Here is a 19,834-nt window from a genome sequence, read left to right on the forward strand (position 1 = left end):
ACATGCTTACAAAATATGTTGATAGCCAACAAAAAAAGCCCCCATTTGGGGGCTTTTTTCTTGAAGAGCTATACAGCTGCTACATCCAATTCTATTCGTATTGAGCAACAAGCTCGCTATATGCGGCTTCTACACGTTTCCACTCATCTTCGTCCTCAATATTGTAAAGCACCATTTCTTCGTTTTCTTCTTCCATACGAAGAATAATGCCATCCGCTTCGGGATTGCCTCGCTCAAGCAGAAGAGCATAAACGTGATCTTCTACGTCAAAGGTCTCTACCAGCACCATTTCTACATCTTTACCATTTTCATCAGTTAGCGTAAGAACCATTTCTTCATGTTCGTGGTCATGATCGTGGTTGCAGGCTTCACCGTGTTCATGTTTGTGATCACTCATGGAAATACCTACCTTCAAATTGTTTTATTTTCCCCCGTATCGTAACATGATCAAGGGTGCAGGTCAATTTGTGGTATGCCTAATTTATCGCTGTAATGACTTTTTCGGACACCAGGGTATAGCTACCATCTTTGCTCTCTTTAATGTAGAAACCAACCCGGTAATTCCCTGCTGTTTTGAAATCATACGTAAAGTCGTTCGTACGGAACCAGAAGTTATCCTTTTGCGCTCCTTTGATATCTTGAGACTGAATATCCTTCACGTTGCCCGAAGGGTCGGTGATCGCTACCTTCACTCCAGAGATATCTGTTTTCAAGGTATCAATTTGACTGAATACATTAAATTTCACTTTATTGCCTTTATTCACGTTACCAAACACCGTATCTCCCTTGAACAGGAACATATGCACGTTAGGCTGGTCGAAAACAACTTTTCCACCGGATGGATCAAAATTTACAAGTCCGTTAAAATCACGGATGGGCACATAGGTTTTCCCATCAATGACAACTGCGCCATCTTTTGACACTTCTCCATTAATAATCAACTGCACTTGGTCCTTGGCGGATTCCGCCGAAATGGCGGTCCCTCCCATTATTGAAAAGGCCATCACTAGGGCCATCACTTTTCTCCATTTCATCACTACTAATCCCTCCATCGTTATCTGTTTAAAACCTTCTGTCGTACATTTATACCTAGCTCAGCCGCACAAGTTGCGCTGTGTTTCACAAATTGTCCAAAGTTTTTACATAAGGAGCCAAATCTTTAGTTCCAGCAGCATAGGTGATAAAATACGACTGTAGAATGTCCTAGTACACAAAGTCCGGAGGGATAATCCATAATGAGCCTAACGATACAAATGCTTGGCACAGGCAGTGCCTTTGCCAAGCATTATTACAACAACAACGCGCTGCTGGACAGCGGAGAAGGCAAACTGCTGATCGATTGCGGTACAACCGCTTCTTTAGCATTACACCAAATGGGCGTCCCTTTGCCTGATATTGGCGCAATTTTAATCACACATATTCACGCAGATCATGTCGGAGGTTTGGAGGAATTCGGTTTTCAAATGAACATTCTCCATCGTCGCAAGCCTCTACTTTATATCGCCGAACCACTAATCCACCCTTTGTGGGAACATACGCTCAAGGGCGGAATGTCACAGCAAGGTATGATTGACAAGCTTGAAGATGTATTCGAGGTAAACGTAATAACGCCTGGTGTACCCACTACATTAGTATCGGGTATCCAGGTGGAGCTAATCCCTACAAGGCATATTCCGGGTAAAAACAGTTATTCAATATTCATTAATGACCGCCTTTTTTATAGTGCAGATATGGTTTTTGACCCTGATTTGCTTCATCATCTGGTGCATGAACGAGGATGTCGGAGTATTCTGCATGAGGTTCAATTACAAGGCGCTGGAGAAGTCCATACGACGTTGGACGAGCTGCTAAGCTTGGCGCCATCTCTTCAAGAGCGGATTCATCTGATGCACTATAGTGATGATATGGAACAGTTCAGGGAGAAAGCAGGAGTCATGTCCTTTCTGGAGCAGCAACGAGTATATCAACTTGCAGAGTTGGAACGTGCAGAGTAGCATGCTAAATACAGTTTGAACAATTAACAAAAAGCCGCCTGGCTTTCCTACAAAGGATAGCCAAGCGGCTTGCTGTTCTTGAATATAATGATGAACTTGCATTCTAATGTTGCGAGTTAAGGTCAGAACAATGGCAGTTGGTCCAGGTTATTAGATGGATCTCCATCGGCATCTCCCCGAATTCGTTTGCTTCCATCCTTGGCCTTGAAAACATTAACGCCTGCAATTGAGCCTGCTTCAATCTCGTTCAATGCTTGGTTATAATCTAAAACCCGACCAGTAGATGTCTGAAAAGACGTAAGGTCGCCATCCCCGTCTTTACGTACTGCTGTAATTTGCTCTCGTTCTGTATCAGCCATACTGTATCGCTCCTTATCCATAGTATTATAGTGGAGGAACTTTTACTAGCATGCACATTGTACAGATTTGTATGCACCTTACGCTGTCGACTACAACTTTTTGCGCATACGTACATGCGGTATTCCCGCATCGTCAAAAGGTTCATCGGAGATCGTCTCATAACCGAGCTTTTCGTAAAACCTCTCGGCTTGGCATTGGGCATCTAGCAGCGAGTATCTTAACCCCAATTCACGTGCACGTTCCTCCAGTGCTAGCAGTAATACACGTCCATAGCCTGCGGCACGATGCTCCTTGAGAACGGCAATACGTTGCATTTTAGCTGTATCTTCCTCATAGTATGTCAATCGACCAGTGGCCACCATTTCACCATGTTCACAAATTAGCAAATGATGGGCCGTATCTCCCAGCTTGTCATAATGGTCAATTTCTAAATCAAGAGGAACCTTTTGCTCTTCGACAAACACTTTGGTACGGATCGATATTGCCTCCTGTAGCTGTTCCTCTGTTGTTACACTTATAATTTCTGCGGCCATCATCTGTTCCCCCTATCATTAATTCCAAATTGCAAACTCGCTAAATTCGAATTATATATATAAATGATCATGAAGTACAGGCTGACTTCTATTTTTTCACTTTACATATATGGTTAATACATGATATTATCTAGTAACCGCAGGACGGTAGCTCAGCGGGAGAGCATTATCTTGACAGGGTAAGGGTCATGGGTTCGATCCCCATCCGTCCTATCGTCAAAAGCCTTGATTCTCAAGGCTTTTTTTATTTGTCTAGAGATAAAGCGAGTTATCCTGAGAAAAGAAAACAGGTCATTCACTAAGATTTAATCAAGAAATATTTTTTAATTAAAATCATACTTATAAGATAAAAAAGCCGCCCGGAAAATAGGGTCGACTTTTCTGTATACTCAGATCATTGCACTTTAACAGCACCACTTCTTCAACAAAGCCTTTCACCTTGATCCTTCTATTATATAGAAGAAAAAAAGCAGAACCATCAGCACAATACGTATAGAACTCTTAGATTACGATATAAACCGCCCCGCTCTCACTATCAATCTCCGTGGGGTAAGCAGTCACACATCCAGTATCCGGCTCTTGCACCCGACCAGTGGAAAGGTCGACTTTCCAGTCATGGAGCGGACAATGGACCGATGAGCCACATATCATTCCTTCGGATAACCGCCCCCCTTTGTGCGGACAACGATTCTCAAGCGCATGCACGCTGCCATCGCTCAGACGGAATACAGCTATCTCTGTATTATGAATGCGAACTGTCCTTGCTCCACGTCGGTCAATTTCGTTCAGATCAGCTATTCTGACTCTGTTGGTTGTCGTATTGGTCTCCATTTTGTCAGCCCCCTATTCCATTACTGGCTTAAGTTCCGGCAACTGCACAAAATTTTTGCGCAGCTCTTCGTTGTGAATAATTTCGTGCCACGGATCAGTCGTCGTGCTTAACGTCTCCTCAATTTTGGTCACCAGTTGTTTCCTCGTCTCTGCATTCGCGAGTGCCTGTTTGACGGATTCAACTCCGACCCGTTCCACCCAATGGGCTGTGCGTTCGTTCCAATTGGCCTGCTCGCGATAATACTGCAGATAGGCACCGGTCCATTCCATTACTTCATCCTCGGTTTTAACGGTACAAAGCAGTTCAGCTGCCCGAACCTTAATACCGCCGTTACCTCCAACGTAGATCCCCCAGCCACCGTCAATAGCAACGACGCCTAAATCCTTTATCGTCGCTTCAGCGCAGTTACGCGGGCAACCAGATACAGCCAGTTTGACTTTGGATGGCGCATTCAGCCGTTCAAATGCCTTTTCCAACCGAATGCCCATACCCATAGCATCCTGAGTGCCAAAGCGGCAAAAGGTGTTACCTACGCACGTCTTAACCGTTCGCAGCGTCTTTCCATAGGCATATCCAGACGGCATATCCAACTCGGCCCAGATCCCCGGCAAATCCTCCTTTTTCACACCAAGCAGGTCAAGACGTTGGCCACCCGTAAATTTAACCAGAGGCACATTGTATTTTTCTGCGACAGCAGCAATTTTCTTCAGGTCGGCAGGTGAAGTAACTCCTCCATAAATGCGGGGCACGACAGAATAGGTGCCATCTTTCTGTATATTGGCATGGTACCGTTCATTCGTGAATCTGGATTCCTTCTCATCCTCATAATCCATCGGCCATACCATACCTAGATAATAATTGAGGGCCGGACGACATTTCGTGCAACCTTCCGGTTCGTTCCATCCCAGCACATTCATCACTTCTTTAACGCTCTTCAATCCCATCTCTCGAATGCCATCAATGATCGCTTCCCGGTCAAGCGTCGTACAACTACAAATCCCCTCTTTCAGCGTTTCTCCGGCTTCTGCACCTGCGTATAGCTGTAAGAGTCCCTCCACTAATGGCTTGCAGCCGCCACATGATGCCGATGCCTTCGTACATGCCTTAATCTCCCCGACACTCCGGCAGCCAGCCGCAACCGCCTCTCCAATGTCACCCTTGGATACACCATTACATCCGCATACAATTTCGTCATCAGGCATCTGCTCCAGCATCATGGCGCCACTAGCTTCAGGTTGACCGGGATTGAAGCCAAGTAATAACTCTTTCTCTCGGCCAACCACCGACTCGCCACTTTTGATCAAAGAAAACAGCATGGCTCCGTCAGACGTATCCCCAAACAGAACGGCTCCGATCAGTTTTTCGTCCTTGATCACGATTTTTTTGTAGACGCCGCCAATATCATCCTGATACCGCAGGGAACGTGTTCCCGGTTCATCCTTGTAATGCCCTGCTGAAAACACGTCGACACCCGATACCTTCAACCTTGTAGAAGTGACGGAACCACTGTAGCCGGGAGTCTCCATTCCCGCGAGCCGCTGAGCCAGCACACCACCCTGCTCGTATAATGGAGCTACCAGTCCGTAAGTGATTCCCTGGTGTTCTGCACATTCGCCAACGGCGTATATGCCAGGGACATTCGTTTCCATGTAATCATTTACGATGATGCCACGGTTTACAGGAATTCCCGCCGACACCGCCAGTTCAATGTCTGGTCTGATGCCTACCGCCATAACGATCAAGTCTGCTTCCAGCTCACTGCCATCGGCAAATTTCAATCCTTCCACGCGACGACGGCCCGTAATAGCCGCCGTTCGCTTATTGACCAGAAAAGTCATTCCCTGCTCCTCCAGCTCGCGCCGGAGCATAAGGGAAGCAGCCTCATCCAGCTGCCGATCCATAATATATCCGTTAATATGAATAACTGTGACGTCCATCCCCAAGTTAAGCAGCCCCCTAGCTGCCTCTAGCCCAAGCAATCCGCCGCCGATAACAGCTGCTTTTTTGTGCGTCTTTGCCGTCTCCATCATCGTTTCACAGTCACGAATATCCCTAAAACCGATAACACCCTCCTTGTCGGCCCCTGGAAGCGGCAGCATAAAGGCTTTAGAACCTGTTGCCAACAACAACAAATCATAAGAGATGCATACGCCGGAGCGTGACGTCACCTGCTGCTTTTCCGTGTCGATGGCTGTGACAGGATCATCGGTATACAATCGAATATTGTTGTCTTCATACCAACTCCAGTCGTTAATGACAATATCCTGCAAACCAGCTCCTCCCGCCAGAACGGAGGACAGCATGATCCGGTTATAGTTTGGATGGGGCTCGGCCCCGAATACCGTAATCTCATAGCTACCTGGTGCAAGCTTCAGCAAATGTTCGAGAGTGCGTATCCCTGCCATTCCGTTGCCGATCAACACTAACTTTTGAATATCGTTCATCACGTCACTCCCCTTCCATTTGTATCCTCAAAACATAAAAAGCCTGCTTCACATATGGGGATTCAAAATATCCCTCCACATGAGAAAACAGGCTCCATTGCCGTTTCATCGAATACGCCGTTGTATCCATCAGAGTATGGAATTAAAAAGTATTGTAGCTAATATATAATGCTTCAAATGATATGTCAACATTCCTTACGCATAAACTTATAAAAAATTATATTTTATCACCATGTAACATATCTATGACGTATAAAATATCACTCCCCTACAAAATTAGGATTGATTTTCAGTCCAAAACACGCCAAAATGGTTTAAAAGTCCGTTTTAGCTTGATGATGATGAAAAAAATAAGCAGGCAGACAAAATCTTATGTCATATTTGTTATCAATGATTACTATCCCCATCGCTAACTACCCTTCATGTTACAGAGAGGAGGAGCCCGCTTGCGTTCCTTGTTGGTAATTCACTTACATTCTGACTATGTATCTGAGCAGACACACGCCGTTTCCTCATGGCAGGCAGGACCTGAGCACCTTTTAGAGTCCAACGGATACCTAACCCTGCCCTGCCGCAATGAATCTGAAATCAAACAGCTAATTCTTAATGCAGACGCGGCGGTACTAAACATACCTGTCGGCACTATCAGCATATGGAGTGGCAGGCTGGAGCTAGCCAAAGCGGTCCCATTGCTCTGGTGGTGCAGCGCAGAATCAGCGCTATCATCGACAGAGGCCTGTGAAGCTGATGTCACTGTCGATGGCATTCTAACCCCTTCTATGGCAGCCCATGAGCTGAATTGGGCTCTTCATTTTAGCGCCAAACGCTTTTTTGAACGCCAGCACTGGCAAAGTGAACGCAAGCAACTGACCGCTCGGCTGGAAGAACGCAAATGGATTGATATGGCGAAAGGAATACTTGGGGATGTAAACGGTATCCCGGAAGCGGAAGCATATGATGTGCTACGCAAAAAAGCAATGAACGAACGCAAACGTATCGTTGATGTGGCCATCTCCATCGTCAAAGCACAGCAAATGCTAAAAGCATAAATCTGAAAGGGGCCCGAACATGAATATCATTGAAATATTAAAAGAAGTTGGTCGCGGCAAAAGGGGCGCCCGGGATCTGAATTACGCCGAAGCCGAAGCTGCTGCCGAACTTATTATGACCCAGTCAGCAACCCCTGCTCAAATCGGAGCTTTCTTTGCCGCGGAGCGCATTAAAATGGAGAGTGTTGCCGAGTTGGAAGCATTCGTAAACATCTGCCGTAAATATACCCATCGCTTTCCGATGCAGGAAGGGATTGATTTCGCCGGTCCGTACGATGGCAGGAAGTCTTCATTTATCGCCACCTTCGCAACGGCCTTTCTACTCGCCTCATGCGGAATTCCTGTAACGATGCATGGCAGTGCACCTCTCCCTCCCAAATGGGGTGTTACGCTCCCGCTTTTACTGCAGGAAATGGGGGTAACGTCCCGGAACATGACACGTGAAACCGCCATTCATGCCGCGAAGCTGACTGGTGTACTGTTCGTTGCCTCCGAACAGTGGTGCGCGCCCCTGCGAGATATGCGGCCCATTCGCGAAGAGCTGGGGCTTCGCACAGTGCTGAATACTGCCGAGAAACTGGTTGATTACGGTTCTTCCCCGTATATTGTATTCGGCGTTTTCCACAATACTGTGTTCGAGAAGACGGCAAAACTCATGCAAAATCTGAATTACCGCAGGGCTCTGATCGTCCAGGGGAGCGAAGGATCGGAGGATCTGTTCATCGATCGGCCGACCCGGACTTACCTGCTTGCTAACGGCGAGGTATCACTACAGGTTATTGATCCGGAAATGTACGGGCTGGATTCGGTGGTACCAGAGCATAACTGGACCCCCGCTGAACAACTACGCATTACGGAGGAAGTGCTACAAGGCACAGCTTCTATAGCCTTTTCGAATCAAGTGTTACTCAACAGTGCGGTCCGACTGTTCGTTGCAGGGCGAGTCGACTCCATAGAGGAAGGTTTGTATACCTGCAAACCGCTGCTAGAAAACGGGGACGCCTGGGGTTTGTATTGTCACTGGCGGGAAGCTATGCTCAGAAAAGAAATAAAAACAGGAGCAAGCAGATCCGAAACCCGAATGCATTTATAATTATTGGCGTCACGCAGTCTAGGGATTGCGGGCCCTAAACTGTCCAACCCAAAAAGGCCAGCTCCCTCACTCATACAAAGGGGGCTGGCCTTTTATGCAAAGAAAAAGTCACTTACTCAGTCCTGCTCTAGAACTCAGACCATTCCCCATTATCTGCACTGGTCGCGGCTACGGCCAGGTGAAGGGGACGGATGCGTACAGCAGCCGTTTTGAAGCCAGGCATCCGGCAGAACGGATCAAGATCGGGTCGGGTCGCCCGATTTACATTTTGTATCCCACCCCAATGCATGGGCACGAAGAGCGTATCTTCGCGGATATGTGGTTTGATCCGGCCGCGGACAGTGAAGCTGCCGCGCTGTGATGCTATTTCTACCCACTCCCCGTCCCTGATATGCCAGCGTCGCGCTGTCCGCGGATGAATTTCCACATAATTTTCAATCTCTCGTGCGGCCAGCGACGGACTTCTGCGCGTTTGTGCACCGGTCAAATAGTGAGCCAGCACGCGGCCGTTCGTCAAAATAAGCGGGTACTCCTCTGATATCTCCTCTCCTGCTCCACAGCTTTCAACCACCGTAAAAACAGCCTTTTGATCGGAATGGGCAAAGGTTTCCCGAAACATCGTATCCATACCGGCTCTGTCCGTAGACGGGCATGGCCAATATACCCCTTCTTCACGACGCAACCTGTCATATGTGATCCCATAATAATCGGCAGGACCGCCCCGGCTGGCAAGCCGCAGTTCTTCAAAGATATGCTCAGCATCCCTGTACGAGAAATAGCTGCTCTTGTTTAACTTTGCAGCTACCTGACACAAAATATTCCAGTCATCTCTAGCCTCGCCTGGTGCGGACCTCGCAGCTTCCCGTAGCAGAACGCGGCCCTCCAGATTGGTCATCGTCCCCGTATTCTCCAAATAAGACGTCACAGGCAAAACAACGTCGGCCATCCGCGCGGTTTCAGTGAGAAACATATCCGCCACAACCAGCAGATTCAGCTTTTTGAGGGCTTCCTCCACCAGCCGGACATTCGGGTTAGATACAACAGGATTAGAGCCCATCACGAACAAAGCTTGGATTTCTCTCTGATGGACAAGCTCCATCATTTCATAGGCGGACACTCCCTTCCCCGGTAAACTGCTTGGTTCAACTCCCCACACAGACGCCACATAGGCTCGATCTTCTTCATTCGCAATCGATCTGTAACCAGGAAGCTGGTCAGCCTTTTGGCCGTGCTCTCGCCCCCCTTGCCCGTTTCCCTGGCCTGTGACGGCCCCATAACCGCATCCTTCCCTTCCAATCTTGCCAGTGGCCAGCACCAGATTAAGAAATGCACGCACCGCCATATGTCCATCTGTCTGCTGTTCAACACCCCTGGCCGTAAAAACGATGCCGGTCTCCACACTGCCAAAGGCATGTGCTGCCTGCCGGATCATTTCTACCTCAATTCCGCACAACGCAGCCGATTCTCTCAGATCCACACCCTTCAAATGAGTCAACAGCTGGTCATAGCCGTTGGTCCGCTTGCGGATAAACTCTTCATTCGCAAATCCTTCGTCCACGATGACCTTTAGCATGGCATTGGCCAGTACAGCATCCATACCTGGCTTGATTTGCAAGTGCAAATCGGCGGCCGCCGCCGTTGGTGTCGCGCGCGGGTCAATTACAATGACAAACGCGCCGTTTTCCTTCGCCTGATGAAAGTAAGGCATTAAGGTCGGCTGGCATTCAGCGATATTCGTGCCTGCAAGCACAATACAACGAGCCAACGGAATATCAGCCAGTCTGCAGGTCAGTCCGCGATCAACGCCAAACACTTTACTGCCAGCGGATGCCGCTGCCGACATGCAGAAGCGCCCGTTATAATCGATATATCGCGTACCTACAGCTACTCTTGCAAATTTACCGAGTAAATAAGCCGTTTCATTGGAGAGTGAACCTCCACCGTAAATTCCGATTGCATCGGGACCCTGTGTGGACAGTAGCGTAGAGAAACTGCTAGCTATAGTATCCAACGCCTCTTCCCACTTGACGGGAACAAGTTTGCCCTCTTTGCGTATGAGGGGCTGTACCAGCCTTTCCGCATGAGTCGCATGCTGATGCGCATTCATTCCCTTGATGCACAGCCTACCCTGCGAGGCTGCATTAGGCTTCCCTTCCGCCTTATACACTGTACGGATGATACCCGCGAGTGTCTCCGTATCCGTGTTAACGGTCATCTTACATTGCACGCTGCAAAACGGGCACTGCGTATCCATTACTGCCGATACATGTAGCCCAGCTTCAGGTTTGCCTTCTCCTGACTTACACATCAAAGTCACCTCCCCTTCGCCATTTTTCGGAATTTTATTGTCTGCACACGATAGAATATCACCACAACTGAACTCAACCCATCACATCATCCTGTCAGCATTGTGGTCCGCAGGCTACCCGCCAGTCCACTTCGAAGAGCAGCGTCAAGCACACTTTCCCGTAATGCCAGAACGCCAGTCCTTTCAATCCACTCCCACATTTTCTCCCCATACTGGGCACTATGTCGGTATATTTGCAAGCAGGCTACAGCCATCAGGACCGCTTCTGCCGGGTCTTCCTCCAATCCAAGCAGCTGCCCCTGGCGAACCGGATGCTCTGCATGGCCACCGGCATAAACCTCCCAGCCTACTGGAGATCGGGATATTCCAATATCGTGGACAAGTACACCTGCCGGATACGCCGATCCAGGACAAATAGCAACTGTAACCAACGCGGGCAATGCGAGACTTCCCCATAAAGTTACCAACCGCTCTCTGAGCCAGGCTACTTCTACAAATGCCTGATCCATCAGGTCCGACTCAACAAAAGCCCGATTCTCGGCATTTAGGTTCGTAAAGCGCAGACCCGCAGAGGGCGCTTCTCCTCCGTACTGCGGTGTGACCTGAACCACAACACCAGCACCTAATGGATTTGTCGCAGATCTGTCGCGCAACCCAAGGGATTCCAAATAATAAAGTACAGCCGGCCGACACAATTCACACCCCTGCTGTCTAGTCCAACCGAGACGGGACACTACTTCATCTGGAGTCTGACAGGCTGCGTCCACCATAGCTGTTTTAAGCGAATCATGATCGTAATGCGTACATCCACACACAGGGACTACTTCTTGGGCGGTCGGAGTAACTACAGGTCCGGAAACTGTCGATTGGGACAAACTATTTTTGACCAGTGCAGCCACCAGCGGCCGACAGCCCCCACAGGAACCGGATGCTTTGGTCCGGCTCTTCACCTCTTCCACCGTCTTCAGCTTATCCGTAGTGATCGCTCGCAAAATAGCCCCCTTACTCACGCCGTTGCACGCACATACCGTTTCCTCTTCCGGCAGTGCGGCTGCCGCATCCTCCGCTTTGCTTCCGCTGTTATCCCGGGATGTAAGCTCTGTAGCGGGCGCTCCGCGCTGTACCATTCCGAGCAGCGAGGTGCTTTCCGCCGTATCTCCGAACAAAATGGCGCCAGTGACAGCACCGCCGTGCATCATCACTTTTTTATAAACCTCCAGCATCCCGTTATATTCCATGACTGCCGTCTTGTTTCCCTCATCACGAATGTCACCTGCGGAAAACACATGGATTCCCGGTACCTTGAGCTGCGCATACGGAACCGTCCCTTCATAGGGAGCCGTTTCACGACCACAAATGACTTTTGCCAGCACTTTGCCCTGCTCATATAGCGGCGCCACTAGCCCGTATGAAATCCCGCGGTGCTCAGCACATTCGCCGACGGCATAAATACCGGGAATACTCGTGCGCATATAATCATCCACGACAATGGCACGGTTTACGGTCAGACCGCTGTCCTGAGCTAATTCGATATTCGGTCGGATACCAACCGCCAGCACCACCAAATCCGTTTCCAACCTGTCTCCGTCCGCAAACATCAATCCATGCGCCCTATTTCGGCCTATGATGTTGACCGTTTCCTTCACCAAATGAAACCTCATGCCCTGTTGCTCCAGCTTTCGCTGCAGAAGCACAGCCGCCGTCCGGTCAAGCTGACGGTTCATAAGATACTGCGCATTATGAACAACCTCAGTTTCCATCCCTAGATTCAGTAGGCCTTGAGCGGCCTTCAAGTCCTAACAGCCCCCCTCCGATAACCGTGGCCTTGCGGTATGTTTTGGCATATCTCGCCATGGTTTCACAATCATTCACATCACGAAAAGCGATTACTCCCTGTTTTCGAGCTCCGGGAATGGGCGGCATGAAAGGCAATGAGCCCGTTGCCAATATGAGCATGTCATAAGGTTCTTTCATACCGGATTCCGTTTCCACCATCCCGGCTGCAACATCAATACGACAGACGCGTTCACCCGCGTACAACTTTACCCCGTTCTCTTCATACCAGTCCCAGTCATGGGTAACGATATGTTTAAATGAGCTCTCCTCCTGAAGCATTTTGGACAGGAGCACTCGGTTGTACCCGGGACGGGGCTCTGCACCAAATATCGTAATTTGGAACCGCTCTGGCTCCAAAACGAGTATTTCCTCCACACATTTGATGCCTGCCATACCGTTGCCGACGACGACCAGTTTTTTCATCATATTAAACCAGCCCCATTCTCCGAATAAAATAAGACAGAAAAAGCCCTTCTCCATTCCATGGAAAAGGGCACCGTTGCCGTAAATGTCGGCACATCGTTGTGCCGATATGTATCTAAGATTACTGAATTGTGAATGTCATGTCAATATTTAATACATGAATGCTATATTTTTCGTCTTATATTTAATTTTTTTGCGATTTTGTGTTACGTATATTGACATAAAACAGATCCTTTTTTATAATTTGATTAAAATCACTCCAACGTGATCATACCAAGTCGACTCACAATGAGGTGTGTCAACCACGGCAATGAAGCCGCAAACCGTTTCCTAGATACCATGTAGGGGCGATTTGCGGCTTTTTCATGTTCAAATTACATTTTGCAGACAAAGAACAACAATTAGAACAGGAGAGATGGAGAATGAACAAAAAAAATTTCTGGAAAAGCGGACACAAGCCCACCCTATTTGGCTCCTTTCTGTATTTTGATATCAGTTTTATGATATGGGGAATGATCGGACCGTTGGCCGTTGTAATTGCTAATGATTATCCAATGGACCCTGTACAAAAAGCCAATCTTGTTGCCCTACCCATACTCGGTGGTTCCCTGCTGCGGCTCGTGCTCGGATTCATGTCGGATTATATCGGTCCGAAGCTCACAGGGCAGATTGGTATGCTTGTTACGATAATCCCTCTCTTGCTCGGCTGGCTGTGGGTTGATTCGCTGGAGCACTTGTACGTTGTTGCCCTGCTCCTGGGTGTAGCCGGAGCATCATTTGCAGCTGCGCTGCCGTTGGCAAGTCAATGGTACCCCAAAGAGCATCAAGGCTTGGCTATGGGAATTGCCGGTGCTGGTAATAGCGGTACCGTCCTTGCGACTTTGTTCGCCAACCGCATTGCTCAACATTTTGGCAGTTGGGAAGCCGTTTTCGGATTGGCTATCCTCCCCATCTTAACCGTCTTCATTCTGTTCAGTATTTTTGCCCGCAACAGCCCTCACCGCCCGGCACCAAAAAGTCTGTCGCAATATGCTTCGGTGCTCAAACAGAGGGATGCCTGGGTATTCTGTGCCTTTTACTGCGTGACGTTTGGCGGATTCGTTGGTCTTTCTAATTATTTGACTATTTTCTTCAATACCCAATATGGCCTCTCCGCGGTACATGCCGCCGATTTTGCAACCGTTTGTGTGATTGCCGGAAGCTTCTTTCGTCCTGTAGGCGGCTTTTTGTCCGATCGGATTGGTGGTTCACGCATGTTAATGTACTTGTATGCGGGAGCCGGGATTATGCTCGCTGGCATTGCGTTTTTACCGCCACTTACCGTGGTAGTTGTGCTGCTGTTCGTAGGCATGATGTGCCTTGGCGCTGGCAACGGCTCCGTATTCCAGCTCGTTCCGCAGCGGTTCGGCAACGAAATCGGGCTCATGACCGGCATTGTCGGCGCTGCTGGTGGCATAGGCGGGTACTTCCTCCCCCTTATACTGGGTCATCTGTACAAATCAACGGGTTCATATATGCCAGGCTTCATCTCTCTGAGCCTAATCACGTTCTGTGCCTTTACCCTCGTCATCATCATGCAATTGAAATGGCGTAACAGCTGGATGCAACGCTCTGCTACAGTTACTGATGAAGCCGTCAATCGCATCGGAGAATTAAATGCCTGATGTTCATTAAACATAGAGCTGCGAAGCATTAAATTTTGTCCCTCAACCATCCCTATAGCCAAAAAATAGCTTAACTTCGTTTATTTAAAATGAAGTTAAGCTATTTTTCATGCACATTTAATCGAACTACACCTAAAAAACTATGATAATTATCACATTCAATCAAGATTTTCCGAAAATATCATGAAAATTAAATGAAATTTTCATTCAAAAAACATTGAAAATCGCTTTCATTTTCATAATTTTTCTTATGTAAACACTTATATAACCATTTTTCACACAACATACTTGTTCACTTGGTTTAAAATAAGGCGTATACTTGTTCACGAATTGTTCAAGGATTAATTAAATGTAATTTTTTAGAAAGAAGGAATTGGAAATGCGTGCTTTTCATTTTACGGAAGACGGATCTATCGAAACTAAATTAACCGGAAAAGATCTACTTGCCAACCCACTGCTGAATAAAGGAGTAGCTTTTACCCTGGAAGAACGGAAACAGCTTGGACTTGACGGCCTCCTTCCTCCTACGATATTAACTATTGAGGAGCAGGTTCAGCGGGTTTACGAGCAATTTCAGAGCCAACCGGATAATTTGCGTAAAAATGTTGCGTTAAATGATCTTTTTAATCGGAATACCGTCCTTTATTATCGTTTGCTCTCTGAGCACCTAAGCGAAATGCTCCCGATTGTTTATACACCAACAGTAGGCCAGGCTATACAGGAATACAGTCATGAATATCACAAACCTGGTGGTATGTATTTATCTATTGATAATCTGGCGGGTATTGGAGAGGCTTTTAAGAATTTGAACCTAGACCCTGATGATATCGACCTGATCGTAGCCACAGATTCCGAGAGTATTTTGGGAATCGGGGACTGGGGAGTCGGAGGTATTAATATCTCTATTGGTAAGCTTGCTGTGTATACTGCTGCTGCTGGTATAGATCCTAGCCGAGTACTGGCAGTTGTTCTTGATGCAGGTACAAACAACGAGAAGCTATTGGAAGATCCTTTATATATGGGGAATCGTCATAAGCGTGTACGTGGAAAACAATATGACCAATTTATTGACACTTATGTTCAAGCTGCACTTTCCTTTTTCCCGAATGCCCTGCTGCACTGGGAAGATCTGGGCAATGTCAACGCACGGAACATTATCAATAAATACGGAGATAGTATTTTGACTTTTAATGACGATATTCAAGGTACTGGAGCGGTTACGCTCGCAGGTGTAATGTCCGGTGTTCAATTGTCCGGAATCCCACTGAGCAAGCATCGGGTTCTAGTCTTTGGCCCAGGAGCTGCTGGAATCGGCAATGCAGACCAAATTAGCGCAGCCATGATGCTGGAAGGACTGTCAGAAGCAGAAGCAAAACGTAACTTCTGGGCTTATGATTACCGTGGCCTGCTTACCAACGAAACAGAAGGACTTTTTCCATTCCAAGTCCCTTATGTGCGTGATGTTGCAGAATGCCGTGACTGGGAACATGCTGAGGATGGCAAAATCCCACTGCTTGAAGTCATTCGCCGCGTAAAACCGACGATTATGATTGGTACTTCCGGTGTTACTGGGGCATTTAGTGAGGAAATCGTTAAAGAAATGGCCAAACATACAGAACGTCCTATTATTATGCCTATGTCCAACCCGACTCCACTGGCAGAAGCAACTCCGCAAGATTTGATCCACTGGACCGAAGGAAAAGCCCTCATTGCAACAGGAAGTCCTTTTGAGCCGGTGATCTATAACAATATTAAGTTTGAAATTGGGCAATCCAACAATGCTTTCGTGTTCCCGGGTCTTGGTCTTGGCGCAATCGTGGTAAAATCCAAAATTATAACAGATAGCATGTTTGCAGCAGCTGCCCATGCAGTAGCTCAAATGGTTGATTTGTCGCAGCCTGGTGCTTCCCTGCTGCCAAAAATCAATGAATTACGCGAAGTATCTGAAGCGGTAGCCGTGGCTGTGGCCAAGGCAGCAGTTCAGGATGGAGTAGCGCGTCATCAACCGGACGATATCGCACAAGCGGTTCGAGATGCGATGTGGGACTGCAAATATAAAACAATCAAACAATATGGTCAGGAAGCGGTCCTGGTTTAAAAAATAGCGACAACATCAAATTTGTACTTGCATACGCAAAGTGATTATTTAACTGATGTCCGCCATTTTTGGCGGACATCTTCATTGGAGGCGACATCATGGCTACAGGTCATATTTTTATTATCTTAATTCCTATTTTCTTTGTCATTTTAATTGGTTATTTCGCAGGATTGTTTAAGGCTTTTAACCCTGCTTCTTCTAAGGGATTAAATACACTCGTGACGAAGTTTGCTCTACCTGCACACTTGTTTATTGGTATTACGACGACACCAAGAGAGACATTGATTCAAAAGTGGCCCTTTCTTGTGGCTTTGCTACTTGGTGTAATCGGCTTTTATATTGTATTGCTCATTGTTTATCGCTTAATTACCAAAAAAGGCCTGACTGAATCCTCCATGTTCGCATTGAATTCAACACAGCCTTCTTTCGCATTCATGGGAATTCCGGTTCTGGGAAGCTTGTTCGGAAGTGCGGCAGTCGCCATCCCTATTGCGATTACTGGGATCGTCGTTAATGCCATTCTTGATCCGCTTGCAAGTATTTTGGGAACGGTCGGTCAGCGCAAAACAACAGAATCCGACGGCACTAAAGGCAACTTATTTAAAGTCACTATGAAATCAGTCCTTCATGGACTCAGCGAGCCGCTTGCCTGCGTACCCTTGTTTGGTGTCGTATTGACTCTATGTGGATTCCACGCTCCGAAACTTTTACAATCCATGTTTGATCAAATCGGCAATATTACTGCTGGTACAGCCCTATTTGCCATCGGGGTAACCATTGGTATCAAAAAGATTACGTTCAGTCCAAAAGCACTTAGCATCGCTGTACTGAAAGCCATCGTGATGCCTATGGTTATGCTCGGTATTGCTGTTCTGATAGGACTATCCCATGAGGATGTAACCAAAGCCGTATTGCTTGTCGCTTTTCCCGGCTCGGCTGTGGCCGCTATGATTGCTACCCGTTATGAAACACTGGAAACGGAAGCTGCATCTGCATTTGTTATTAGCTCAGTCTTATCGCTCATTTCACTACCCTTACTCATTTCACTTCTTTTATAGGGACAGAAACTTAAGAACCCTCAATGCAATCCAGGTATTTATAGGTATAAAGTATACCCGTTTGCTCTCATTTATCTTATTTTTTAAATATTGTTCGAACAATAAAGTGATTTAGTAAGAATTGAGTTGGAAAAACAACATAAAATCCAGTTTTGCCGACAAGCGGCGGTCCCATCGTTTCATTCACTAGGGGCCGCCGTTCTTTTTGAATAACCTTCTACTCTCCCTTTTAATAAATACCTAACATTTAGAAAGCAAATTGTCGAAATATATATGGGGTAGGTTGTATATGAAACTAAATTGCTAATTCAAAGGAGAAGAAAACGTGAAAAACTTGAAGTGGAGAACTATGTCCTTTTTTGGTAAAAATCTATTAATCTCTTTTCTTAACATCGTATTAATAGGTGCTATTCTCATCACATCCAGCTATATACTTCAAAAGAACATTCTCACCACGCAGCTGCAAGACCAAGTTAAAGTATTGACTAAAAAATGGGCAGAAGATGTTGACAAAACAAAAGTACAACAAGCATTAAGCGAAAAAGATTATAACGGTTCTGCTCAACAGGATTTACGCAAATTCCTAGATTCTATCCACACATTTTATCCTAATGTTGCCCAAGCTTACATATTTGGCACAGAACTAACAGAAGGAAATCAAACCTCCATTATTGGCGTTCCTACAAATTTAGTCCAAGCTTTCCAAGACTCGAAGATGAATATTGGGGATATGTACACTCTTCCAGACGAAAATGTACAAGGTGTAAATAAAATGCTTCAATCTAAAGACTCAGCGTTTAGCAGCTTTTATACTGACGATTTTGGTACATGGACGACCATTGTTTACCCAATTACAGATGAAAGCGGTAAAATCACAAGTGCGATATACTTTGACGTAGACGCGAGCTCTGTACCTAACGGACTTCATAAATTGCTTGTATATGGTGTTTCATTGCTCATTCTGTTCCTTGCGATCTTCTTAACGGTCCAATATTTACTGGTAAAACGTACCCTCTCCCCGATTCGTAGCCTGATGAAGGGCATTGAAGAAGTCAGCGAGGGGAATCTGAATGTAAAAATCAAGACAGGCGAGGACGACCTTGGCATTATCAATCAAAAATTTAATTCTATGATCAAACGCCTTAACGATACCATGGTGAAAGTACAGGATACGACGCAAGAGGTTACGGGATCTGCCCAGGAATTGTTAAGCATTAGCGAGAAAAACAGTACGAATACGAACGTCATTAACAGCAATATTCAGGAAATAACCCAGGGGCTTGAAGCTCAGGATCACGCAGCACTTGAAAGCTCCAGAGCTATGAATGAAATGTCGACAGTTATCCAAACGATTGCCGAAAGCTCCTCTTCCGTAGCCGATCAAGCTTATTCTATGGAAAAACGCTCCGTTGAAGGCAATCAGGTAGCCCAAAAGCTTTCCGCTCAAATGGACTCCATCTCCACTACAATGGAAAGTACAGCTGATTCCGTTAATGCGCTGCAGAACCGTTCTAACGAAATCAGCAATATCGTCAGCATCATTACAGGCATTGCCAGTCAAACGAATCTGCTTGCACTGAACGCTTCTATTGAAGCTGCCAGAGTCGGTGAAGAGGGCAAAGGTTTTGCAGTCGTAGCAGGAGAAGTGCGTAATTTGGCTGAACAGTCTCAAGAGTCTGCCAAACAAATTGCAGAGCTCATTGAAGAAATCCAAAGAGAAATTGAGCAGACTGTAAAAGGCATCAGCCTTGGTACAAAAGAAGTTCACATTGGGCTGGAAGTTACGAAGCAGACAGGCGAAATGTTCTCTGAAATTTTAGATGCGTCTAATAAAGTGTCGTCACAAATTCAGGAGGTATCCAGCGCAACGGAGCAGATCTCGGCCAGCACGCAGGAAATGTCAGCTACCTCTGACGAGCTGTCTTCGACAGTTAGCAAAACAGTCGGCAGCAGCAAACAAATCGAGCATACCATTGGAGAACAGGCTGAGTCTATGGCTTCTATTGTCCAAGCTTCTGACAAGCTTACATTGATGTCCGGGGAGCTGGAAGAGCTCATTTCGTTCTTCAAGGTGAACCGGGAAGCCTAATTTTATAACTTCCAAGTAACTCAAGATAACAATAAAGAACCTCTAGTCTGCAT

14 protein-coding genes, 1 tRNA gene and 1 pseudogene are annotated in these 19,834 nt (G+C 46.8%); 8 read left to right on the forward strand and 8 right to left on the reverse strand.

The genetic code is table 11. The features are described 5' to 3' along the window. Nucleotides 1-91 precede the first annotated feature (91 nt). A complete protein-coding gene (locus JOE49_RS21730; protein WP_007431055.1) occupies nt 92-397 on the reverse strand; it encodes a DUF1292 domain-containing protein in 306 nt (101 codons plus the stop codon). 79 nt (nt 398-476) lie between these two features. Beyond that, a complete protein-coding gene (locus tag JOE49_RS21735; RefSeq protein WP_023989343.1) occupies nt 477-1,034 on the reverse strand; it encodes a hypothetical protein in 558 nt (185 codons plus the stop codon). 201 nt (nt 1,035-1,235) lie between these two features. On the opposite strand from JOE49_RS21735, the gene JOE49_RS21740 reads away from it, so the two are divergent. Continuing rightward, complete coding sequence (locus JOE49_RS21740; protein ID WP_160790646.1) at nt 1,236-1,994, forward strand: MBL fold metallo-hydrolase; 759 nt, start codon at nt 1,236-1,238, stop codon at nt 1,992-1,994. A gap of 122 nt (nt 1,995-2,116) precedes the next feature. On the opposite strand, the gene JOE49_RS21745 is transcribed toward JOE49_RS21740, so the two are convergent. Then, the gene (locus tag JOE49_RS21745; RefSeq protein ID WP_023989345.1) at nt 2,117-2,353 is read right to left on the reverse strand and encodes a DUF3892 domain-containing protein; all 237 of its coding nucleotides are present in this window, start codon (nt 2,351-2,353) and stop codon (nt 2,117-2,119) included. A gap of 90 nt (nt 2,354-2,443) precedes the next feature. Continuing rightward, nucleotides 2,444-2,887, reverse strand: a complete 444-nt coding sequence (locus tag JOE49_RS21750) for a GNAT family N-acetyltransferase (RefSeq protein WP_023989346.1) — start codon at nt 2,885-2,887, stop codon at nt 2,444-2,446. A 141-nt stretch (nt 2,888-3,028) separates the two neighbouring features. Here JOE49_RS21750 and JOE49_RS21755 point away from each other — a divergent pair. Further along, nucleotides 3,029-3,100: transfer RNA gene (locus JOE49_RS21755), tRNA-Val, on the forward strand. A 288-nt stretch (nt 3,101-3,388) separates the two neighbouring features. Here JOE49_RS21755 and nirD read toward each other — a convergent pair. Further along, the gene (gene nirD, locus JOE49_RS21760; protein WP_076292956.1) at nt 3,389-3,718 is read right to left on the reverse strand and encodes a nitrite reductase small subunit NirD; all 330 of its coding nucleotides are present in this window, start codon (nt 3,716-3,718) and stop codon (nt 3,389-3,391) included. A gap of 12 nt (nt 3,719-3,730) precedes the next feature. Then, nucleotides 3,731-6,163, reverse strand: a complete 2,433-nt coding sequence (gene nirB, locus JOE49_RS21765; RefSeq protein WP_209942782.1) for a nitrite reductase large subunit NirB — start codon at nt 6,161-6,163, stop codon at nt 3,731-3,733. A 446-nt stretch (nt 6,164-6,609) separates the two neighbouring features. On the opposite strand from nirB (JOE49_RS21765), the gene JOE49_RS21770 reads away from it, so the two are divergent. Both JOE49_RS21770 and JOE49_RS21775 read left to right on the forward strand, forming a co-directional pair. Then, the gene (locus tag JOE49_RS21770) at nt 6,610-7,212 is read left to right on the forward strand and encodes an ANTAR domain-containing response regulator (protein WP_209942784.1); all 603 of its coding nucleotides are present in this window, start codon (nt 6,610-6,612) and stop codon (nt 7,210-7,212) included. Between the two features lie 19 nt (nt 7,213-7,231). Continuing rightward, a complete protein-coding gene (locus JOE49_RS21775) occupies nt 7,232-8,305 on the forward strand; it encodes an anthranilate phosphoribosyltransferase (RefSeq protein ID WP_209942786.1) in 1,074 nt (357 codons plus the stop codon). A 127-nt stretch (nt 8,306-8,432) separates the two neighbouring features. Here JOE49_RS21775 and nasC read toward each other — a convergent pair whose 3' ends face one another. Next, nucleotides 8,433-10,613 (reverse strand): assimilatory nitrate reductase catalytic subunit NasC, encoded by a 2,181-nt coding sequence (nasC, locus tag JOE49_RS21780; RefSeq protein ID WP_209942788.1) that lies wholly within the window; start codon nt 10,611-10,613, stop codon nt 8,433-8,435. A gap of 86 nt (nt 10,614-10,699) precedes the next feature. Then, nucleotides 10,700-12,875 (reverse strand): annotated as a pseudogene (nirB, locus tag JOE49_RS21785) (nitrite reductase large subunit NirB). A 419-nt stretch (nt 12,876-13,294) separates the two neighbouring features. Between nirB (JOE49_RS21785) and JOE49_RS21790 the strand changes: the two are divergent. The 4 genes from JOE49_RS21790 (at nt 13,295) to JOE49_RS21805 (ending at nt 19,781) form a co-directional block, all read left to right on the forward strand. Further along, on the forward strand, nt 13,295-14,536 hold the full coding sequence (locus JOE49_RS21790; protein ID WP_053325731.1) for a nitrate/nitrite transporter: 1,242 nt from the start codon (nt 13,295-13,297) through the stop codon (nt 14,534-14,536). 379 nt (nt 14,537-14,915) lie between these two features. After that, nucleotides 14,916-16,634, forward strand: a complete 1,719-nt coding sequence (locus JOE49_RS21795) for an NAD-dependent malic enzyme (RefSeq protein WP_209942790.1) — start codon at nt 14,916-14,918, stop codon at nt 16,632-16,634. A gap of 98 nt (nt 16,635-16,732) precedes the next feature. After that, nucleotides 16,733-17,692 (forward strand): AEC family transporter, encoded by a 960-nt coding sequence (locus tag JOE49_RS21800; protein ID WP_160789861.1) that lies wholly within the window; start codon nt 16,733-16,735, stop codon nt 17,690-17,692. Nucleotides 17,693-18,017: 325 nt separating this feature from the next. Next, nucleotides 18,018-19,781 (forward strand): methyl-accepting chemotaxis protein, encoded by a 1,764-nt coding sequence (locus JOE49_RS21805; protein ID WP_076264806.1) that lies wholly within the window; start codon nt 18,018-18,020, stop codon nt 19,779-19,781. Nucleotides 19,782-19,834: the final 53 nt, after the last annotated feature.

It is taken from the genome of Paenibacillus sp. PvR133 (genome assembly GCF_017833155.1).
GTDB classification, from domain to species: domain Bacteria; phylum Bacillota; class Bacilli; order Paenibacillales; family Paenibacillaceae; genus Paenibacillus; species Paenibacillus polymyxa_B.

What these genes read in the sequence shown, in the direction of transcription:
- JOE49_RS21795 (WP_209942790.1), top strand. Translation starts at nt 14,916, where the DNA reads ATGCGTGCTTTTCATTTTACGGAAGACGGATCTATCGAAACTAAATTA.
- nirD (WP_076292956.1), bottom strand. Translation starts at nt 3,718, where the DNA reads ATGGAGACCAATACGACAACCAACAGAGTCAGAATAGCTGATCTGAAC.
- nasC (WP_209942788.1), bottom strand. Translation starts at nt 10,613, where the DNA reads ATGTGTAAGTCAGGAGAAGGCAAACCTGAAGCTGGGCTACATGTATCG.
- JOE49_RS21735 (WP_023989343.1), bottom strand. Translation starts at nt 1,034, where the DNA reads ATGAAATGGAGAAAAGTGATGGCCCTAGTGATGGCCTTTTCAATAATG.
- nirB (WP_209942782.1), bottom strand. Translation starts at nt 6,163, where the DNA reads ATGAACGATATTCAAAAGTTAGTGTTGATCGGCAACGGAATGGCAGGG.
- JOE49_RS21750 (WP_023989346.1), bottom strand. Translation starts at nt 2,887, where the DNA reads ATGGCCGCAGAAATTATAAGTGTAACAACAGAGGAACAGCTACAGGAG.
- JOE49_RS21790 (WP_053325731.1), top strand. Translation starts at nt 13,295, where the DNA reads ATGAACAAAAAAAATTTCTGGAAAAGCGGACACAAGCCCACCCTATTT.
- JOE49_RS21740 (WP_160790646.1), top strand. Translation starts at nt 1,236, where the DNA reads ATGAGCCTAACGATACAAATGCTTGGCACAGGCAGTGCCTTTGCCAAG.
- JOE49_RS21775 (WP_209942786.1), top strand. Translation starts at nt 7,232, where the DNA reads ATGAATATCATTGAAATATTAAAAGAAGTTGGTCGCGGCAAAAGGGGC.
- JOE49_RS21800 (WP_160789861.1), top strand. Translation starts at nt 16,733, where the DNA reads ATGGCTACAGGTCATATTTTTATTATCTTAATTCCTATTTTCTTTGTC.
- JOE49_RS21730 (WP_007431055.1), bottom strand. Translation starts at nt 397, where the DNA reads ATGAGTGATCACAAACATGAACACGGTGAAGCCTGCAACCACGATCAT.
- JOE49_RS21745 (WP_023989345.1), bottom strand. Translation starts at nt 2,353, where the DNA reads ATGGCTGATACAGAACGAGAGCAAATTACAGCAGTACGTAAAGACGGG.